Here is an 18,502-nt window from a genome sequence, read left to right on the forward strand (position 1 = left end):
ACCGAGGATCTGATCACCGACCTCACCAAGCTGTCCGGTCTGGACGTCATCGCGCGCAACTCGGTGTTCGCCTACAAGAACAAGCCTGCAGCGCTGGCGGACGTCGCGCGCGACCTTGGCGTCCGCTTCGTTGTCGAGGGGAGCGTCCGCCGCACCGGCGAGCAGATCCGCCTCAATGCCCAGCTCATCGATACGGCAACGGGCGACAATCTGTGGGCCAACCGGTTCGACCGTGGCATGGCCGGCGTGTTTGCCGTCCAGCACGAGATGAGCGGCGAGATCGCCAAGGCGCTTGGCATGCAACCTTCGGCAGCGGAAAGCGAACGCATGGCGCGGCCGCCGACGAGCAATCTCGAGGCCTATGATTACTATCTACAAGCCGAGACGGCGTCACGCAGCGTCCTGCAGGCCGGGCTGCGGGAGGCGCTTGCGCTCTACGACAAGGCGGAGGAGCTTGACCCCGCCTTTGCCGAAGCCTTCGCGGCCGACGCGCGCACCACAGTCTATATCTGGCGGGAGGCCTTCAACGACGTCATCCAGAGCGCGCCAGCACGAAAGAGAGCCTATGAGAAGGCGAGCCGAGCTTTGGAACTCGACCCTGACCTTTCGTCGCCCTATGCTATTCTTGGGATCATGCAGGTCGTCAATCGCCGCTACGAAGATGCGATTGCCTCTGCCAAGAAGGCTGTTTCAATCGGTCCGGGCGATGCAGAGGCGCAAGCAGCCCTTGGATATGTTCAGTTATACGCCGGCAATCATGCCGAGGCAGCCACTGCGGTCGAGACGGCGCTCAGGCTCGACCCCGACCTCTCAGCGATCAACCGGGAAACTGCTGGGCTGGTTTTTCTGCTCCAGGGCAATGTCGAGAAAGCGATCGAGACTCTCGAGCACACACGCGACGATGCGTCCACGGTTGGCAACTTTCGGTTTACGCTCGCTGCGGCGTATGTCCGCGGCGGCCGCCTACCGGATGCGAAAGCCGCAATCGCCGAGGGGCTCCGCCTCGTAGCAGGGTCCAGCTACGTGGACTCTTTGGCTGGGTGGGAGATGACTCATGCACATTTTCGGAATCCGCAGGATCTGGCGATACTCGTCGCCGCACTGCGCCAGGCGGGCCTACCCCAATGGCGCTTCGGCTTTACCCCGGCCGAACAGGACCAGTTAAAGGGTGCCGAGATCGCGTCCCTCGTCATTGGCCATACACTGCAAGGCCAGATCGAACCCGGTCTCCAACCAGCCTTCCTTCAGATCGGAAGCGACGGCAAGGCGGCCTTCCGCTCTACGACGCGGCTAGTCACCGAGACCGTCTACGTCGATGGCGATCTGTTGTGCGAGCAGAGCGAGAACCTGTTCGGTCGCCCCGACTGTGGTCCCGTCTACAGACGCAACGACGCAGCCGGCAAAAGCTACTCCTATGCCAATACAAGCAAGGTGTTTCACTTCACCGTGGTTCGGTAGACGCACACGCGCGTCTCAATGATAGTGATCGAGTTCCAAATTGGCCGCGACCTTCGGCCAGTTGGCATCGGCTTTCGGGATATTTTCAGCTGCATGCGCGGCGAAATCATCCGCATTGTCGACGTCGTAGATCAGGTAGAGCTTGCCGTCGATAATCTTGAATGCCTCAGGATCGACATTGACCGTGACCCCTCCGCCCACGACTTCGCCGGCGCAGTACCCGCCATATTGAGGAGCGTACTTGACCGGTTCGCTCATGAACATTTCCTGGTGTTTCTTGCTGGCGAAATGCCAAGGTGTCCCCAGCCATTCATAAGTGAACTCTTCGGAGCCCTTCACGGCCTTGCCGTCAGTGAAGTAAGCGACCGTGTCGTAGCCCATGATCGCCACACCACCAAAATAGCCGGTGTTTACCGAATCGTCGGCACATGCCGATCCCGCGCCGGCGACCACAGCTACCGCGACCAGGGCAGCCGTCCCCAAACTCCGAACCAGTCGTGGCTTGATCATCGTGCTCATCTGTATCCTCCGTTAATCGTGGATCTCGGCGCACTTCGCCGCGTTCGCCTCGCCAAGAATTTTGGCTTGGCAGGTAGCACCATGGCGTTTGAAAAGTCGTATGATATCCGTGTTGCCCTTCCAGAATGCGCGCGTTATCGGCATGTAGCCATGCCCCTCGGCATGGTTCACATTGGCACCTTTCGCAATGAGGAACTCGGCCAGTTCAACGTGGTTTTCCTCGCCGGCCACCAGCAACGGCGTAGCACCCGCCTTGTTGGCGGCATCGTCGAGCGCCGCGCCTTTTTCCAACAGCAGCTTGGCGATCGGCAGGCTGCCCGAGAAGGCCGCCGCATGAAGCGGGGTAAAGCCGCCCGAGTTACGCGCCATGATGTCGGCACCCTTGGCCAGCAAGAAGTCGGCGATTTCCGGCTGGTTATCGAGCGCTGCAGCGATGAGCAGCGTTGCCTGGTCGCGCGCCCGGCTGTCGACGTCGGCACCGCCTGCCAGGGCTTGCTCCACGGCACCCTTGTCGCCGGCGGCGATGGAGTCGAACAACTGCTCACCTGCGGCTGCTGTTGTAGCCGCCAAAACCAGCATTCCAAGTGCCAGCAATCCGCGCATTGTGCAAGGTATCATATTAGCTTGTGGTCATACAAGCTGTCCTGGGCACATCAGGTGGATCCAAGGCGGACGGCGCGGCCAGACATAGCGAACGCGGCCCAGGGCGGGAAGGCGTTAGTGCTACTGGCTTCGTCAGTAGGGCACCGGTCCAGTCTGAATTTTGAAGAGCGTCGATTACCGAGGCGCCGAGCGGCGTCGAGCGTAACCGCCTGTTGCTCCGTTGGGATAGCCGGTAAGCGCAAAGGTGGCCGTTGGCGGAAGTGTCCGCTTTCGGATGCAACTATGGCTTGCTCAATGACCGACATGGGGCGCAAAGCAGCCACGTCAGGACGCCTTGGCCAAGAAGTGCTCGAGTCCGGCATGCCCGATTATCGCCGCCGGCACACTTCTCCATCAGTGCTCCGTCTCGTTGTGATCTGCGCCGTCAGGGGCGCATCCCCTTCGCTGACCTTATTTCATTGATCATGGCAGCGATCTCGAAATGAAGCTCCGAGTCTGTCATCTGGTTGACCGTCGCAGTGAGATTGACGTGGAGCTCCTTCGGAGCTTCGATCCCGAGCAGACGAGCTTTGGCTATGCTGGCGGCGGTCGCCGCCGCTGACTGGCCATGCTCATGGGCCAAGGCACGGGCTTGTTCGAGCTCTGCGCAAAGTGATTCCTTGCTGACCATGAGACTGTCTGCAAGACCTTCGAGCAGATGCCGCCGCCGATTCTGGATGTCAGGCTTTGTCAGGAGTTTTGAGGACTCCACAGCAGCTGTCCGGACGGTGCATTTGTAGCCCGCTTCGAGATACGCCTTATAGGCGGGCAGCCCGTCCACAGAGCCTCGTACGAATGCTTCGTGACGCGGATTTTTAAGCGGTGCGCTCATTGCGTGGCCTCACGCAAATCAGCCACTTCTCTGTTCGGAAGACCGCGTTGCGCGATCTCCTCCCGCTCAATCAGGCAACCCACTTCCAGGCGCCGCAGTGTGGCCGAAGACCATTTGCAACATTGCGCGACGGTCTCCCAAGCGCGCTCGGCCTTTTGGATAATGCGAAGCTTGGTGGATTCGACCCTGCCTTCCTGGCTGCTCATAGGTTCTCGATCTCCAAACCAAACCCACGTACACACATTCTTCCCCACAAATTCTGAATTGGCGCAGAGAGCCGGGGGCCCATGAATAGGATGGTGAAGGTCGCCGCGCGGCATTAATTGCCGATCGGCGTCGACAAGTACCCCGGTGATTCAGCGGGAAAGAAGTTGGAGGCCGAATGAATGGCGCGCCGAGGCTATGTCACAGATGCCGCAAGAGGCCGGCGGCGCACAGCCTAACGGAACGAAGAACTTTGCCTGCGGTGCCTTCTGAAATCTGCTGCGGGTCATGGCAGAGATCGAAGAGCGCTGCATTCTGGAAGAAGGATCGCAGAAGGGTTCGCAGACCTCATTCCAATTTCCAAGCAAATGCCGGTCTGCTAGCGACAGGTGCTCAAATTTTCTGAGCCGCTTTGAACGGGCGTTCACGTTGCGCACTGCAATCCAGGATTGGCGGCGCATTCTCGTCCATGGCAACCCGATGGTCTTGCCGCTTTCGACTTGGCGCTCGATATCGGCAGTTGGAATATTGGCTAAGCGGATCGCCTCGCCTGATGCGGAGATATGTGCTTGAGCAGTTCCCCTGCCCTTCGGATAGCGCGGCCGCAGACGCGCCCCGGATGCGTCGGAACCGTATTTACGGTACGTACAAATACGGAGAGATTTCGGTTGGGCGGCCTGATGTAGTGCTCAACCTCCAGCGTCGGCGGGCTGTATCAGCGTTGCCTTCCGCCTTGACGGCGGGGCCTTCCGCCTTTTTTCTTCACTTCTCTCGGGGAGGGCTTGGGGTTTGCATGGGTGGTGGGCGGTGGTGGGACACACTTCACCCTAGCCGGGTGAAGCGTGAGGCTTGCACGGTATGGAGCCGGCGTATGGAGCCCAACACAGTGGCATTGGCAGATTCCGACGAGAGAGGCTTTGCCAATGGTCGGGCGCGCCGGGGTCATACTGTCGGCGCTACTGCATCTTCTTTGGCGGTACCCCGGCAATGCCAATGCCACAGACATTGAAGGGGCTCCTGGTGCTCGTGGCCCAGGGTCCAGGTGTATTGTGCCTCACCGTTGATGCGGTATTAGCCGCTTCCGGTATCCCGGCGGACGGGCTGGGCCTATGGGTTAGATCGCGCTCATAAACCGGCGCTAGACTTCATGCGTTGTTTCTTTCCGGGGCGTCGGCGCTTGCTTTTGCCCTTGCCAATATTCCCGATTGACAGCGTTGCCTTTTGCCGCGGCTGGCGTCTCGGGGTTCGCCCGGTCCACTTTTCTTCAACGAGCCTCTCCTTCCAGCCATTGGAGCCAGCTAGGCCCTTCTTGTGGGGGAAGCCACGATTCTTGATATTGTCGGCCCCCAGTGCCTTTCCAGGCGGGCAGACCGTCACCCAGGTGCCAAGCTGATCGTCAAAGTATCGATCGCTCATGCTTCCCTCGATTTGTTGCCGATCGCCTCCGCGCAAGCCGTTCATGCGGCGCGCGCCCGGCGCAACGTGATCTCACGTATGACGATGATCGCCTGGTGCGACGTGAGCAAGAATCGGCGCCGAAGCGCTGGCACGATCGGCCTTTCGCAGGCGCCATAGTTGGCCGCGTACCACTCGATTGCTTGGTCGACGGCAGCCGAGTGCTCGTGCTCGGGCGGGGACAGGTCGGCGGCGCTTATGCGGCTTTCGCGGCACGCGCGCGCTCCCAGGCGACGAGATCGGCCTCGAGGAAGTAGCGTCGACGATTGACGGCCATTGGCTTTGGAAACGCCAGGGTCTCATCGGCCAGCCAGCGCCAAAGCGTCATGTCGGTGATGTGATAGCGGGCCAGCACTTGCTTGGCCGTGAGGTAGGAATTTCCCATTATAGTCAGGCCCTATTTTGCTACAGTGCCTAACTTTTTATCGGGGCAGGCGGTAACATTCAAAATGGCCGATAGACAGAATATACATCTGTCTAACGTTAGCAGGAATTTCTCATGGCCCACGCAGTCCGATAGCCTTCGGATGGAGTGAACATGTGCGCGAAACGGTCTTCTCGCCCTTTGTGTCGTCTGATGAAGGCCCGAATCGTGTCTCCTTGACGCTCTTCGCTGGACATGCCTCGCGCCGACATCACTTGGATGAATTTGATGAGAGGGCCATAGGCATCCTTTCCCTCACTGGTCGACGTCCCAATCTCCCTGAGAAGCTGAAATTTCCAAAAAGCCATGAGTAGAAGCCAGTAGAAGTAGCGAATTCGCCCCGCTCTATTGCCGGGGTCGATCTCAAAATTTTTGGTGGAGTCGAGCCATTCAAGGCGCTCGTCCGCAGCCTTCTTCAGGTCGGCCAGAGTTTCCATCAGTGCGGGAACCTCTACTTCGGCCGCAGGTTCTGGCGCTTCCATAGTTTTGTCATACACACGCCAATCCACGTCGCCCCAATATGTGCGCCATCCGTCTTGCTCAACTTCCAAAAGCGCTAGCAAGCGCTCGCAAAGATCCGAGATTTGCTTCTCACGGTCGACCGCCTCTTTACTGAAATGCAGACTGGGAAATCCGTGAAACGTCCTAAAAGCAACCTGGAGCTGGAGCAGGTCCCACCCAAGAACGACGATGCCTGCCATCGAGAGCTTCGACATGGCATCTGGCAGAGGGAACCCTTTAAAGTGCTCCATGCCGTATTGGAACAATACCAATAGCCTGTCGGTCGCTGGCGCTAGGAAATAATCATCATCATCGTGGCTCATTTCGCAACCGCCTTCATCTCAAGCACGTTCGCAGCCGGCTTGTCGTCGACTAGTGACGTCACGAATGACGCCCAGGCGTCCAGCGCCCGGCGCTTCTCTTCGGCGAAGTCGTGATGCTGATAGACCGACACGATCCCGCCGAAGCTGCCGGATGTGTGGTTCAAGACTTTCTCGATCACGGGCAGATTGATGCCGAGCCGCGCCATGCCGCTCGCCATGGTTCGGCGCAGATCGTGTAAGGTCCAGCCGACAAGTTTTGCCGATTTCGGGTCGTCGGCGTCTTCCTGCAGGAGCCTCAACATCGAGGCATCAAGCCGCGCTTTCGATCGGCTGTATCCAGTCACATGTGCTTCGCCCGTCGTCGTGAAGACGAACCCAGCCTTCCCGATCCTCGGCAACGCCTTGATGATGTGCACCGCGACTGGCGACAACGGCACCGCATGGGCAATGCCGTTCTTCGCTCTTGATGCCGGGATCGTCCAGAGGGGCTTGTCGCCTTCGAGCGCGAGTTCCTTGCGCACCATGCCCGAGACTTCCTCTCTCCGCTGGCCGGTAAGTAGCAGGAGCCGCCACATTGGGCCGAAGGGGTAGTCGAACGAAGACGCCGCCTCCCAGAACAGCCTGATCTCGTCGTCGATGAGCATGCGGTTGCGCGACTGCTCTGCGGTCGGTTTCTTGACGCCAGCGCATGGCGAGGCTTTCAGTACGTCGCGCTCTATCAGCCAGCCGAAGAAACGTCGCAGCGTGGCGAACACCCGATTGGCGGTGACCGGCGAGCCGCGATCGACGATAGCGTCGAGGAGGTCGAGCACGTCGCGCTTGCCAATGTCCTGGGCTCGCTTTTTACCCCACTTCGGATTGATCTCGGATTTGAACTGCCTTTCGACTTCCTCCCAGCGGCGATTGCGAGGCTTGCAATATCGGTCTATGAAATTTGCGCCGAGCTGCTCAATGAGGTCGCGATCGGGATGAGCCTTCGCGGCCGCCTGGCGTGCCCGTAGGGTACCGGCAGGGTCTTTGCCTTCTGCCAGCGCCTGCAATGCCGAGCGCGCCGCTTTGCGGGCTTCGATGAGCGTATGCGGCTGCCCGATGGCCAGAGCCTCGGGCGGATCGTCGTCGCGGCGATCAAGCACCGGGCCGATCGTCAGCTTGGCTGGCTTGCCCTCGCGCCGGTAGCGCAAAGCCCATGACCTCGCGCCTGTCGGCTGGACGACGAGATAGAGACCGGGCAGCGCGGCATCCGGCTTCTCCACCCGGTTCTGCCCGTTCGGCTTGGCCGCCTCGACTGCCTTCACAGTGAGCACACTTGCCATGGTCAAATGCCCCTTAGGGTAACGAGGGGTAACGCTGATGCAATGTTATGCCCCGTTACCCCGTGTTGACAACAGGAGGCACCATCACATAACAAGCTTGGCGTGGCAACGGATTGAGCGTACGCTGATGTTTTGATTTGTGAGGTCGAGTTAGTCAAGACATTTGACTGGGGGTCAAGGGGTCGTCGGTTCGAATCCGGCCACTCCGACCATTTTTAGACAGGACTTGCCCCCAAAGGTCCTGCTTCTCAAATCACCAACATTCATCCTTGGCAGACGTCGACCCATTCGGCGCCGACAATCTGTGCCATGCGCTGCGGGCTGAGCCTTACAGCGGCGTTGGTGGCGCCGGCCGCGGGCACGACTTCATCGAAGGCGCGCAGCGAGACGTCGCAATAGACCGGCAGCGGCGCTGGCAGGCCGAATGGGCAGACGCCGCCGACGGGATGGCTGGTAATCGCGACAACCTCGTCGGCGTCAAGCATGCGAGGCTTGCCGCCGAAACGGTCCTTGAATTTGCGGTTGTCGAGCCTCGACATGCCGCCGGCCACGATCAGCATGGTCTCACCGCCGACGCGCAGGCAGATGGTCTTGGCGATCTGCGCCGGCTCCACGCCATGCGCCTCAGCCGCCAGCGCCACCGTCGCGGAACTCGCTTCGGTGACGAGCACTTCGACATCGGGCGCATGGGCAGCCAGGAAGGCGCGCACGGATTCAAGGCTCATCTCGGCATTGTCCCATTCGAAAACGGTTAGCGTTCACACTGGATAGCTTCACGCTCGGTCGGCGGCAACCTCCCCGCCCCTCGACGGCTGCAGCGATACCAGGCCAGGCGGGTCGCGCCGCATGTCAGCAACGCAAGGCGCATCCCCCGTGCGGGAGATGTGTTCGGGCTGCTGCCTTGGTAGGTCGCAATGGATCAGGGCCGGCGCTGATGCTGTGCTCCCACGACCAACCGGAGAGATCATCATGCTCAAGCTCGCCTCGGCTCTGGCGCTGCTGCTTGTCGGGACGGCGCCGCTGCTTGCCGACGACATGCCGATAAAGGCGGACGCCATCAAATGGGGCCCTGCTCCTGCTGTCTTGCCCGCCGGCGCGGACATGGCTGTCATCGCCGGGGACCCCTCGAAGGATGGCATCTACGTGCTGCGGTTGAAGCTGCCGGCCGGCTACAGGATTGCCGCGCACAACCATCCCACCTCGGAATATGTGACGGTGATTTCCGGCAATTTTCATATCGGCATGGGCGACAAGCTCGACGAGACCAAGGGCATCGAACTGACCGCCGGCGGCTTCGGCGTAGCCCCACAGGGAATGAACCATTACGCCTGGACGACAAGCGCTACGATCGTCCAGGTTCATGGCGAGGGGCCGTTCGCGATCACCTACGTCAACCCGGCGGACGATCCGAGCAAGAAGTGACATTCGCCGTTGGGCGAATGCAACAAGCCCGCCAGGGCAAACCATGGCGGGCTTGTTGAACGACGCTTGGCCGTTGTTTATGAAACGGACCGGTTTTCCACAGGCGCCGTGGGCGCCGGGGCATCGATCAGGGCCGTTTCCGGCAATTGCAATGCTGCGGCGATCCGGCGAAGTTTCGTCGGATCGGTGTCCTTGCCGCTCTCTATGTCGGCAATCTCGCTGGTCGACAGACCGCAGGTCAGGGAAAGCTCTTCAATACTGTATCCCTTTGTCTCCCGGATGGCTTTGAGGCCGGGGTGCTCGAGCGCAACGTCGGCCGCCAGCCTGGAGAAGGGTTCGTGTTTTGCAGTTTGGGCCATTGGCAACTCCATGGGGCTAAAGAGTTTTGGATCAAATGATAGGGTGTTGCCTGAGAGCCGGGACAATGCCCGCTTGACGGCGATTTGCCAAGGCCCAAACCGACCGTCACAGCATCGTGAACCGGCGTCAAAACCGCAGGCGCCAGGGCACATATAGGATCTCCGCCCCGATCTCCCAATCAAGTTCTTTTGAAGGGCCGCAGGCCGAAGTGTTCAGCGGTTTTGCGCCGCTCGCGCGTTAGCCTGATGTTGCTGGCAGCCGCATCGGGCCAGCTTTTCCCAAGAGGATCAGATCCATGACATTCAAGACATCAGCCATCGTGCTCGCCACGATTTCAGGCCTCGCTGGCGCGAGCATGGTCGCGGCGCAAGCCGCCGAGGCCGTGCGCATTCGCGGCACGGTGACCGCCTTTGCCGGAGCGACGCTGACGGTGAAGACCCGCGAAGGCGCTACCGACGCCATCGCGCTGGCTGAAGGGTGGAAGATTTCCGGCGTCGCCAAGGCGGATGCCGGGGATATCAAGCAAGGCGATTTCCTCGGCATTGCCTCTGTTTCGAAGGCCGATGGCGGCAGCGGCGCGCTCGAGGTGGTGATCTTCCCGGCCGCGCTGAAGGGCGCCGGCGAAGGCGACCGCCCGTGGGATCTCGAGCCCAACAGCCGGATGACCAACGGCACGGTCGCCGATGTCACCGAGATTGCAGGTCGCACGGTGACGCTGACCTACGACAATGGCCAGAAAAAGCAGATCGCGATCCCGCAGACGACGCCGGTGGTGACCTTCGCGCCGGCGACGCCCGCCGACCTCAAGCCTGGCGCTGTGGTGTTCGTCAACGCCGAGCGCGGCAGTGACGGCAAGCTGACCGCGGGCCGGGTCGTTGTCGGCACAAACGGCGTCATTCCGCCGATGTAAGTTGCCGACGAAGCCGCCAGACACAATCCAGAAACAAAATTCTACAGTCCGGAAAAACTGTCGAAAAGTTCGGAGGCGATAGTCATGACTGCGGGGTTCACCGGCACCGATCTTGCTCGGTGACGGCCAAATTCAGCCCGCGCAGAAAAGGAAACGAAGTCATGAAGAAGTCCCTCCTGTCGGCTCTCGGGCTGGCTTTTGCCCTGGCTGTCTCTCTGCCGCTCATCGGCGCCAGCAGCGCCGACGCAGCACCGCTGCACAAGAAGCATCACCACCATCATCATCATCACAACAAGCATCACCGCCATCACCATCACCACCACCACCACCACCACCACAAGAAGGTGGAGGCCAAGAAGGCCTGACACGGCCGACTTGCCCAACGGGAAGGCTGGCCCTGGAGTCCTCGCCAAGGCCGCCTTCCCGTTGGTTTTGCCAGGCGACACGTGGAAAAGCTGAAGGCAGGATTCGATGGCGCCGATGCGCCAGAACGCGAGCAACCACAGCGCACCCAACGAACGTATCAGGCGCAAGGCCGACAACACAGCGGTTGCCAGTTGCAGGACACCACGGGTCTCTCAATGCTGTCGGAACCCGCTAGGACGGCGCCGCGAACGCGAGCACTATTGCGATCAAAATCAAAAGCGGTCCCATCCATTTGAAATGCTTCGCGACCTGCAGCCACCATGGCTGCTGACCTTTCTGGGCCTGAAAAGGACTTTGGAGCAGCCCAAAACCAACGCCTGTCATCCACAGCCCAGCGCAGAACATGATGAACTCGTCGATGTAATTTGCGACCACGCCCGTCTCCTCCGCCGGTACCTTTGGACTGGCGTTATAGTCGCAGCCGGGAGTGGCAGAAAGCGCGGTGCCAAGTGGCGGCAATGACTGCTGCCGCTACCTGACAAGAGCCGGGCGCGGACTAGGTCTTGGCCGGCCATTTGGGCACGCCACGGTGTGACCTTCGCATGGGATGCCGCGCCGCTACCTCAGCGGCCTTCACGCGAAAATGCATGATCGATGCCGGCCCCGCCAGGCGCCGTCCGTTGGCGAAGGCTAAAAATCGACGTCGCGAAAAAACGCGAAGAAAATTCGAACCACGCATGAACCTTTGCTTTGGAGGCCGCACTAACCGGCATGGACGCCGAGAAGGCGATCCCAACACAGAAGGACGCCATGGTGGCGATCCTCGATCCAGAGAAGGAAATGCTCAAATGACCAACTTCAAGCGCATCACGCTCGCCGCGGCCCTCATCGTCTCGGCCTTCGGTTCGGCTTCCGTTCCGACCTCGGCTTTCGCCAACGGCACGCATCCCACGGGCGACGGCGGCGCGGTTTGCAAGGGCTCCGGTCATTGCCTGGTGCTCTCGATCGAGTGCAAAGGCACCTATACCGACGCCACGGACAAGAATGGCACTGTCTATGGCAAGTGCAGCCAGACCGCGCAGGTTTCACCGCAGGCCAAGATCAAGCTCGCCAAGTAATCGGCCGCAGATCAGGGAAATGGCGGTCGTCCGCGGGACGGCCGCCATTTTCTTTTTGTTTTCGTGAATTGTTTTAGCGCCGGCTGAGCAACAAGCTGGCGAGAAGGCCGACCACGACCAACCCAACAGCAGCGGCTGTTGCCGGACGATCGCGCGCCGTCTTTTCGATCGCCCTGCCCTGCTTCCTGATCGCCGGCAGCGCATCGCTGACAAGGTCGGCAAGCTGCCCATAATAGTCCGAAGCGGCATCGCGCCCGTCCTCGTAGTAAGCACCGCCGCGTTTGGCCACGACTTTGCGCAAGGCGGCGAGCTCTTTGGAAAGGGTCGCGACCTGCTTTTCGAGATCGAGATCGGAGAGGGTCGAAAGCGATGCCATGATTGTTTTCCTTCTTTTTGAGAGAAGGCCAAACGCATGGCCGCAGAACCGGTTCCGGTCTGCTTGCCCGAGGCAGCGGAAAGGTTAGCGCACCTGGTCGAGCAGGCGCTTGCACTCCAGGAGGTCAAACAGCGCCTCCTGCAGCAAGGCCCGGTTGTCGCGCGACAGTTTCGATGCGCCGGGCTGGACCGGACCTTCCTCCTCGGTCTTGCCCAGGCCGAAAAAGCGGCGGCTGGGTTTTACCTTGGGCTGGCCGACCAGCATCTCGTCATCCATGCCGCGCGGCTGGGCGGCTGGCGTCAGCGGCACCTGATCGGCCTGCCTGCGCTGCGAGATCGCTTCGACGGCAGCCATGTCGCCATTGCCGATGGCGACCAGGAAATGGTTGCCGTTCTCGCGCAGCAGTTTCTGCACGCCCTTGATCGTGTAACCCTGGTCGTAGAGCATGTGGCGGATGCCCTTGATCAGTTCGACATCCTGTGGCCGGTAGTAGCGGCGGCCGCCGCCGCGCTTCATCGGCTTGATCTGGTTGAAACGGGTTTCCCAGAAGCGCAGCACGTGCTGCGGCAGATCGAGATCCTCCGCGACCTCGCTGATGGTGCGGAAAGCGTCGGGGCTCTTGTCCATGGGCGAAATCCTCACGCTGGACGGCGATCCGGCCCAGTCTGCCGAATCGGGTATCATTTCAGCGGTTTATGAAACAATATTCAAGCCCGGCGTCAAAACGGCCCGGCGTTTTCAACCGAAGCCTGCGGCAGAACCTATTTGCCGCCCTTGGCCTTGCTGTTCTGGTGCGAGCGCAGGATACGGCTTTTCAGCACGTTCGACGACTTGAAGGTCATCACCCGGCGCGGCAGGATCGGCACTTCCTCGCCGGTCTTGGGATTGCGGCCGATGCGTTCGTTCTTGGAACGGACGTGGAAGGTGGCGAAGGACGACAGCTTCACCGTCTCGCCGCGTACGATGGCTTCACAGATTTCGTCCAGCACCGCTTCGACGAGTTCTGCCGATTCAGTGCGTGACAAGCCGACCTTACGGTAAACAGCTTCGGCAAGGTCGGCGCGCGTAAGTGTCTTTCCCCCCATGCGACCGTCCCATCAGTTCAAAAACCATAAATCGATACAGGTAAACGCAGAGCCTAAGTAATTGATCCGGCAAGGTCAAGGACCGAAACCGGACCGTTCGGCACTTACCAGCGAACGAGAACCGCGCCCCAGGTGAAGCCGCCGCCCATCGCTTCCAGGAGCACGAGATCACCCTTCTTGATGCGACCGTCGGCGACAGCCACCGAAAGCGCCAGCGGCACGGAAGCAGCCGAGGTGTTACCGTGCAAATCGACGGTGACCACCACCTTTTGCTCAGCAATCCCGAGCTTCTTGGCCGAAGCGTCAATAATGCGTTTATTGGCCTGATGCGGCACGAACCAGTCGAGGTCGTCGGCGGTTATGCCGGCCTGCGAAAACGTCGCCTCGATAACGTCGGTGATCATGCCGACGGCGTGCTTGAACACCTCGCGGCCTTCCATCCTGAGATGGCCGACCGTGCCGGTGGTCGAGGGACCGCCATCGACGAAAAGCTTGTCCTTGTGGGCGCCGTCGGAGCGCAGGCTCATCGCCAGCACGCCACGGTCGGCAATGCCGCCGGTGCCCTCATCCGCTTCCAGCACCAGCGCGCCGGCGCCGTCGCCGAACAAGACGCAGGTCGAGCGGTCGCTCCAGTCGAGGATGCGCGAAAAGGTCTCCGCGCCGATCACCAGCACGCGCTTGGCGAGGCCGCCTCTGATGTAGAGGTCGGCGGTGGTCACCGCATAGACGAAGCCCGAGCACACCGCCTGCAGGTCAAAGGCAAAGCCGTGATGCATGCCGAGCCGGTTCTGGATCTCGACGGCGGTCGCCGGAAAGGTGTTGTTGGGCGTCGAGGTCGCCAGCACGATCAGGTCGATGTCGGCAGGCGTAAGACCAGCATTGTCGAGCGCTGCGCGCGCCGCCGCCTCGCCCAGGGATGCCGTCGTCTCGTCATCGGCGGCGATATGGCGCTGGCGGATGCCGGTGCGCTGGGCGATCCACTCGTCCGAGGTCTCGACCATGCCTTCGAAATCGGCATTCTTCATGATGCGGCGGGGCAGCGCAGCACCGGTGCCGCGCACGACTGATCTGATCAAAGCTCTTTCCTATTCCTTTTCGTCGACGGTGGCGTCGGATTTCCTGCTTGCCTGGGCATGCGGGTTGCGCGCATGGAACAGGTCGAGATCGGCCTCGATGCGGTCGATCAGATTGTTGCGCACCATATCGTAGCCAAGCTCGATCGCTGCCGCGAAACCGTCCGAATCGGCGCCGCCATGGCTCTTTACCACGATGCCGTTCAGACCCAGGAAAACGCCGCCATTGGAGCGGCCCGGATCGAGCTTTTCGCGCAGGCGGTCAAAAGCGCCCTTGGCGAAGACATAGCCGATCCTGGCCATCAGCGTGCGGTTCATCGCGGCGCGCAGATAGCCTGAGATCTGGCGCACAGTGCCTTCTGCCGTCTTGAGCGCGATGTTGCCGGCAAATCCTTCGGTGACGACCACGTCGACCGTGCCCTTGCCGATGTCGTCACCCTCGACGAAGCCATGATAATTCATCGAGGCCATGTTGGCCTCGCGCAGCATGCGCCCGGCTTCCTTGACCTCTTCCTGTCCCTTGATCTCCTCGACGCCGACATTGAGCAGGCCGACTTTCGGCCGGTCGATGCCGAACACCGAGCGCGCCATGCCGGTGCCGAGAATGGCAAAGTCGATCAGCTGGTGCGCATCGGCGCCGATGGTGGCGCCGACATCCAGCACCACGCTCTCGCCGCGCATCGTGGGCCAGATCGCCGCGATCGCCGGACGGTCGATGGTCGCCATCGTGCGCAGGCAGAATTTCGACATCGCCATCAGCGCGCCGGTATTGCCGGCCGAAATGCAGGCCTGCGCGCTGCCACTCTTGACTGCTTCGACAGCCTTCCACATCGACGACTTCCAGCGGCCGTGGCGCAGCGCCTGGCTCGGCTTGTCGTCCATCCTGACCGCGACTTCGCAATGGTGGAACTCGCTGACCTCGGCCAGTTTGGGGAATTTGGCGAGTTCGGGGCGCACCAATTCCTCGCGCCCATAGATGACGAAGCGGATGTCGGGACGCCTGACGGCGACCGTCATGAGTGCCGGGATGACCACGTTTGGCCCGTGATCGCCACCCATGGCATCGATGGAAATCCTGATCACGCGGTCTTTATCTCACTAGCTTGGGCCAGGGCACATGGCCCGCGAAAGAAATACTAAACTCGCGAAATTCGGGGGCTCGCGAAGGTTCGGCGAAAATAGCGGTTTTGGGCTGCCGCACAACCGGCTTTTCTCCGATCGCTTTGTGTTTTAGGATTTTCCAAGCAAGGATCGCAGCTTTTGCTGGAATTCATTCTCGACGGACTCGTTCGGGCCGGCGGCATCGAGCGAGGCGCCTGCCTTGCGCGGATAAGGATCGATCGCCAGCCCGAAGAACTGTTCGGCGAGCGCGCCGACGTCGATCGTGTCGCCGGAGAATGTTTCCGGGCCGTCTGGCCCGTCGGCGTCGAGCAGGATCTCGCCGCCGCCTTCGAAACCTTGCCGTCCGAGTTTGGATTGTTCGGGCAGGAACAGCGCCTCGACCTCTTCGTCGATATGGGCCGCGACCGGCTCAAGGGTGACGATGCAGGCCTGGGTGATATCAGCCTCGACGCGGCCGCTGACCTTGACGCCATTGCGCTTCCACGGCGCCACCAAAAGCTCAGCACGGTAGTTTTCGACAGAAAGCAGCTCGTGCTCGCGCGCAAGCGTTGCGCGCTGCGCGGCGTCGGCGTCGATCACCACCTGCAAACCTTTGTGCGGCAGGCGGCCGACATTGGCCGCGAATGAGACCGGGCTAGGCGTGTCCACATGTTTCATCTTGGTCTCCCCTCCTCACTCCGCTTTCGCGACGGGAAACGCCACGGCACCGGAAACGATCGATTCGGACGGCTGTGCTTCAAGCTGCCTTGCGGCATCGATTACATAGGACGCCAGCGGCAAGGCTTGCGGCCAGGGGCCGGCATCGGGTCTGACATTGCGCGCCAGGGCGGCAGCAAGCGCGTCGCGATCGCTGCGTTCCAGCGCGTCGTCATAGGCGGCGGTACGGCCGTAGAACATTTTGGCCAGCCTCTTCATGCGCTTGGGCACGCCGACATCGCCAACGCCCAGTTCCCGCAGCGAATGCTCCACATCGAGAAAGAACTCGTCGATCAGCACCTGCGCGACCTCATGCGCGACGCCCTCTTCGCCGCGCAGCCGGTGCTGAAACAGGAACATATGCAGCGACAGCATCTCGAAACGGCCGAGCGGCGTATCCGGCACATTCCAGTGGGAATAAAACACGGTCTGCCGCGCCGCCGCCACGATTTGTGCGTAAAGCGCCTCGGTGATAGCGCGGTTGGCGTTGCGTTCGCGGCCAAAAAGGCGCTGGAACATTGAGGGTGGTCTCCTGGGGACCGATTGTTTGAATGGGCCTTGTTGCATCGGCAAGCAAGCTGGTTTACCGGTTTTGCCGCCCAGCGCAAGTTGCGGCCAGCTAATGGAGTTGTTGTTGCGCGCGCTGAAATTCAAGTCGACTTTTCTGCCTGGGGCCACCGCCGCGGTTTCGCTGGTGCTGGTGGCTTCCGCGCTGTCGGGCTGCAATTCGTCCAAGATGTTCGGCGACCTTAACCCTAGCGAGACGCTGACGCAGGGCTATGTTATCGACCAGCAGGCGGTCGATTCGGTGCCGGTGGGCTCCAGCCGCGAACAGGTGCTTCTGGCGCTCGGCACGCCATCGACGAAAGCCACCTTCGACAATGAGGCGTTCTATTACATTTCGCAGACGCGCAAGCGCTATGTCGCTTTCGACAAGCCGCGCCTGGTCGACCAGAAAGTGCTCGCGGTCTATTTTGGCGAGGACGGGCGCGTCACCCAGATTGCCAATTACGGTCTGAAGGACGGCAAGATTTTCGACTTCATCTCGCGCACCACGCCGACCGGCGGCAAGGACCAGAACTTCCTCAGCCAGATCATCAAAGGCGCCAGCAAGCTGGCGCCCCCCATTCCTGGCGGCGGCGCCTAAGAAGCGACCGCCTTCCTCAGATTTTTGCTTCCCCCGAAGCGACACCATCTCAGGCGACCAAAAGCCCGCGGGAGCGATCCTGCGGGCTTTTGTTTTGAGGTTATGCGGCCGCAACACCCGTCGCGCTTTGCCGCGCGTGGCCTGTTCGGCCGCCGGGCTCCAGCGAGGCGCGGTGCACAGCCGCACTCTGCCGCGCTTCCGAAGGCGTCATGCCGAAATGCCGGCGGAAGGCGTGGTTGAAGGTCGAGAGATCGCCGAAGCCGGCGTCGAAGGCGATGGCGCCGATGGTGCGGTGTGCCAGGCGCAGGTCGGATAGCTTGCTGCAAACCAGCGCCAGCCGCCGGCCAAGCACGAACTGCGACAGCGAGGTACCCTCACCCTCGAACAGCTTTCTGATATAGCGCGCGCTGACGCGGTGGCGCCCGGCCAGCGCGTCGGACCCGACATCGCCGGAAGCCAGATTGCTTTCGATATCGGCTTTGATGGCGCGCAGCCGCGCGGCGCGTATGCCGCGACCTGCGGCGACCTCGGTGGCGTCCTGCGTTGCCCCAACCACGACCGCGACAAGGTCCTGTATGTGCTTGGCGGCAAGCCAGCGCAATTCGGATGCGGCCAGGTTCGGCTCCTGCATCAGCAGACGGACATAGCTGGTCAGCAGCAAGAACTTTTCGCCCACGCATGACATCGGCGTCATCAGGGCGGCATCCGCATTCGCAGCCATGGGCCCGAGCGCTGCCTTGGGGATGGTGATGAAGAGATGATGCGACATCGCCCGTTCGATCACATGCGGATCAGAGGAGGACAGAAGGATTGCCTGGCCGGCCTCGATGCTGGCCTCGCGGCCGAGATGCGAGAAGGTGGCAGCGCCCTCCAGACACATGAAGAAAATGTAGTCATCGGTCCCCTTGGCCATGGCGCTGGAACGGATGGTGCGGAAGGCGGTGGTCCTCGAATCGGCAATGCCGACGCCCGGTAGCCGCAGGATGGTCGCGTCGACGGAGAGCTTTTCCTCCGTGACGTTAAAATCCATGTCGGTCACCATCCGGCGCAACAGATCGCAATAGACGTTTCGCCATTCCGCTCGCGGCCACATGGCGGTCGAAAAGCGCGCATGCGCAAACTCGGGGGGTCGAATAGTCATGGGGTACTCCCAAGC

General features: G+C 61.2%; 26 protein-coding genes. 6 read left to right on the top strand and 20 right to left on the bottom strand.

The window, feature by feature from the left end; genetic code table 11:
* Positions 1-1,458: tetratricopeptide repeat protein (locus NKH35_RS18175; protein WP_352761208.1), on the top strand; the 1,458-nt coding region annotated here is incomplete at its 5' end.
* 15 nt (positions 1,459-1,473) lie between these two features.
* Here NKH35_RS18175 and NKH35_RS18180 read toward each other — a convergent pair.
* The 4 genes from NKH35_RS18180 to NKH35_RS18195 form a co-directional block, all read right to left on the bottom strand.
* Positions 1,474-1,977: a YHS domain-containing (seleno)protein gene (locus NKH35_RS18180; protein ID WP_023707420.1), complete on the bottom strand. Its 504-nt coding sequence runs from the start codon at positions 1,975-1,977 to the stop codon at positions 1,474-1,476.
* Between the two features lie 12 nt (positions 1,978-1,989).
* The gene (locus NKH35_RS18185) at positions 1,990-2,580 is read right to left on the bottom strand and encodes an ankyrin repeat domain-containing protein (protein ID WP_352915700.1); all 591 of its coding nucleotides are present in this window, start codon (positions 2,578-2,580) and stop codon (positions 1,990-1,992) included.
* A gap of 424 nt (positions 2,581-3,004) precedes the next feature.
* A complete protein-coding gene (locus tag NKH35_RS18190) occupies positions 3,005-3,451 on the bottom strand; it encodes a terminase small subunit (protein ID WP_352915703.1) in 447 nt (148 codons plus the stop codon).
* Positions 3,448-3,657, bottom strand: a complete 210-nt coding sequence (locus NKH35_RS18195) for a hypothetical protein (RefSeq protein WP_352915706.1) — start codon at positions 3,655-3,657, stop codon at positions 3,448-3,450. The genes NKH35_RS18190 and NKH35_RS18195 overlap by 4 nt, the downstream gene beginning before the upstream one ends.
* A 286-nt stretch (positions 3,658-3,943) precedes the next feature.
* Here NKH35_RS18195 and NKH35_RS18200 point away from each other — a divergent pair, with 286 nt between their 5' ends.
* Complete coding sequence (locus NKH35_RS18200) at positions 3,944-4,228, top strand: hypothetical protein (protein WP_352915709.1); 285 nt, start codon at positions 3,944-3,946, stop codon at positions 4,226-4,228.
* A gap of 552 nt (positions 4,229-4,780) precedes the next feature.
* On the opposite strand, the gene NKH35_RS18205 is transcribed toward NKH35_RS18200, so the two are convergent.
* From NKH35_RS18205 to NKH35_RS18225, 5 genes are all read right to left on the bottom strand, one after another.
* Positions 4,781-5,116, bottom strand: coding sequence for a hypothetical protein (locus tag NKH35_RS18205; RefSeq protein WP_352915712.1), 336 nt, complete (start codon positions 5,114-5,116; stop codon positions 4,781-4,783).
* Between the two features lie 190 nt (positions 5,117-5,306).
* Positions 5,307-5,495, bottom strand: coding sequence for a helix-turn-helix transcriptional regulator (locus NKH35_RS18210; protein ID WP_352915715.1), 189 nt, complete (start codon positions 5,493-5,495; stop codon positions 5,307-5,309).
* Positions 5,496-5,593: 98 nt separating this feature from the next.
* Entirely contained in the window at positions 5,594-6,358 is a 765-nt protein-coding gene (locus NKH35_RS18215; protein ID WP_352915717.1) for a hypothetical protein, read from the bottom strand.
* The gene (locus NKH35_RS18220; RefSeq protein ID WP_352915719.1) at positions 6,355-7,671 is read right to left on the bottom strand and encodes a tyrosine-type recombinase/integrase; all 1,317 of its coding nucleotides are present in this window, start codon (positions 7,669-7,671) and stop codon (positions 6,355-6,357) included. The genes NKH35_RS18215 and NKH35_RS18220 overlap by 4 nt, the downstream gene beginning before the upstream one ends.
* 263 nt (positions 7,672-7,934) lie before the next feature.
* Positions 7,935-8,396, bottom strand: coding sequence for a YbaK/EbsC family protein (locus NKH35_RS18225; RefSeq protein WP_023689490.1), 462 nt, complete (start codon positions 8,394-8,396; stop codon positions 7,935-7,937).
* A gap of 244 nt (positions 8,397-8,640) precedes the next feature.
* Here NKH35_RS18225 and NKH35_RS18230 point away from each other — a divergent pair, with 244 nt between their 5' ends.
* The gene (locus NKH35_RS18230; RefSeq protein ID WP_023734139.1) at positions 8,641-9,093 is read left to right on the top strand and encodes a cupin domain-containing protein; all 453 of its coding nucleotides are present in this window, start codon (positions 8,641-8,643) and stop codon (positions 9,091-9,093) included.
* 77 nt (positions 9,094-9,170) lie between these two features.
* On the opposite strand, the gene NKH35_RS18235 is transcribed toward NKH35_RS18230, so the two are convergent.
* The gene (locus NKH35_RS18235; RefSeq protein ID WP_023715403.1) at positions 9,171-9,452 is read right to left on the bottom strand and encodes a helix-turn-helix domain-containing protein; all 282 of its coding nucleotides are present in this window, start codon (positions 9,450-9,452) and stop codon (positions 9,171-9,173) included.
* Positions 9,453-9,748: 296 nt separating this feature from the next.
* Here NKH35_RS18235 and NKH35_RS18240 point away from each other — a divergent pair, with 296 nt between their 5' ends.
* On the top strand, positions 9,749-10,363 hold the full coding sequence (locus NKH35_RS18240; protein WP_023669379.1) for a hypothetical protein: 615 nt from the start codon (positions 9,749-9,751) through the stop codon (positions 10,361-10,363).
* A gap of 41 nt (positions 10,364-10,404) precedes the next feature.
* On the opposite strand, the gene NKH35_RS18245 is transcribed toward NKH35_RS18240, so the two are convergent.
* Together NKH35_RS18245 and NKH35_RS18250 are read right to left on the bottom strand one after the other, a co-directional pair.
* Positions 10,405-10,905: a hypothetical protein gene (locus NKH35_RS18245; protein ID WP_352915723.1), complete on the bottom strand. Its 501-nt coding sequence runs from the start codon at positions 10,903-10,905 to the stop codon at positions 10,405-10,407.
* A 55-nt stretch (positions 10,906-10,960) separates the two neighbouring features.
* Complete coding sequence (locus NKH35_RS18250; RefSeq protein ID WP_023669377.1) at positions 10,961-11,164, bottom strand: hypothetical protein; 204 nt, start codon at positions 11,162-11,164, stop codon at positions 10,961-10,963.
* A 413-nt stretch (positions 11,165-11,577) separates the two neighbouring features.
* On the opposite strand from NKH35_RS18250, the gene NKH35_RS18255 reads away from it, so the two are divergent.
* A complete protein-coding gene (locus NKH35_RS18255; RefSeq protein ID WP_023669376.1) occupies positions 11,578-11,847 on the top strand; it encodes a hypothetical protein in 270 nt (89 codons plus the stop codon).
* A 73-nt stretch (positions 11,848-11,920) separates the two neighbouring features.
* Here NKH35_RS18255 and NKH35_RS18260 read toward each other — a convergent pair whose 3' ends face one another.
* From NKH35_RS18260 to NKH35_RS18290, 7 genes are all read right to left on the bottom strand, one after another.
* Positions 11,921-12,223 carry a hypothetical protein gene (locus tag NKH35_RS18260; protein WP_023705060.1) on the bottom strand — a complete coding sequence of 101 codons (303 nt, stop codon included), beginning with the start codon at positions 12,221-12,223 and terminating at the stop codon, positions 11,921-11,923.
* A gap of 84 nt (positions 12,224-12,307) precedes the next feature.
* Positions 12,308-12,850: a MerR family transcriptional regulator gene (locus tag NKH35_RS18265; RefSeq protein ID WP_023669374.1), complete on the bottom strand. Its 543-nt coding sequence runs from the start codon at positions 12,848-12,850 to the stop codon at positions 12,308-12,310.
* 134 nt (positions 12,851-12,984) lie between these two features.
* Positions 12,985-13,308: an integration host factor subunit alpha gene (locus NKH35_RS18270; protein ID WP_006201891.1), complete on the bottom strand. Its 324-nt coding sequence runs from the start codon at positions 13,306-13,308 to the stop codon at positions 12,985-12,987.
* Between the two features lie 104 nt (positions 13,309-13,412).
* Positions 13,413-14,384, bottom strand: a complete 972-nt coding sequence (locus tag NKH35_RS18275; RefSeq protein ID WP_023689495.1) for a beta-ketoacyl-ACP synthase III — start codon at positions 14,382-14,384, stop codon at positions 13,413-13,415.
* Positions 14,385-14,393: 9 nt separating this feature from the next.
* Positions 14,394-15,464: a phosphate acyltransferase PlsX gene (gene plsX, locus NKH35_RS18280; RefSeq protein WP_023700539.1), complete on the bottom strand. Its 1,071-nt coding sequence runs from the start codon at positions 15,462-15,464 to the stop codon at positions 14,394-14,396.
* Between the two features lie 147 nt (positions 15,465-15,611).
* The gene (locus NKH35_RS18285) at positions 15,612-16,160 is read right to left on the bottom strand and encodes a YceD family protein (protein ID WP_023730861.1); all 549 of its coding nucleotides are present in this window, start codon (positions 16,158-16,160) and stop codon (positions 15,612-15,614) included.
* A 15-nt stretch (positions 16,161-16,175) separates the two neighbouring features.
* Positions 16,176-16,718, bottom strand: a complete 543-nt coding sequence (locus NKH35_RS18290; RefSeq protein ID WP_352915765.1) for a ubiquinol-cytochrome C chaperone family protein — start codon at positions 16,716-16,718, stop codon at positions 16,176-16,178.
* Between the two features lie 115 nt (positions 16,719-16,833).
* On the opposite strand from NKH35_RS18290, the gene NKH35_RS18295 reads away from it, so the two are divergent.
* Complete coding sequence (locus NKH35_RS18295) at positions 16,834-17,346, top strand: outer membrane protein assembly factor BamE (protein WP_023669368.1); 513 nt, start codon at positions 16,834-16,836, stop codon at positions 17,344-17,346.
* Positions 17,347-17,446: 100 nt separating this feature from the next.
* Here the strand turns inward: NKH35_RS18295 and NKH35_RS18300 are convergent, their stop codons facing one another.
* A complete protein-coding gene (locus NKH35_RS18300) occupies positions 17,447-18,487 on the bottom strand; it encodes a helix-turn-helix domain-containing protein (RefSeq protein ID WP_352915727.1) in 1,041 nt (346 codons plus the stop codon).
* Positions 18,488-18,502 lie beyond the last annotated feature (15 nt).

Origin of the sequence: Mesorhizobium sp. M1143 (assembly GCF_040318435.1) — a bacterium.
Lineage (GTDB): Bacteria > Pseudomonadota > Alphaproteobacteria > Rhizobiales > Rhizobiaceae > Mesorhizobium.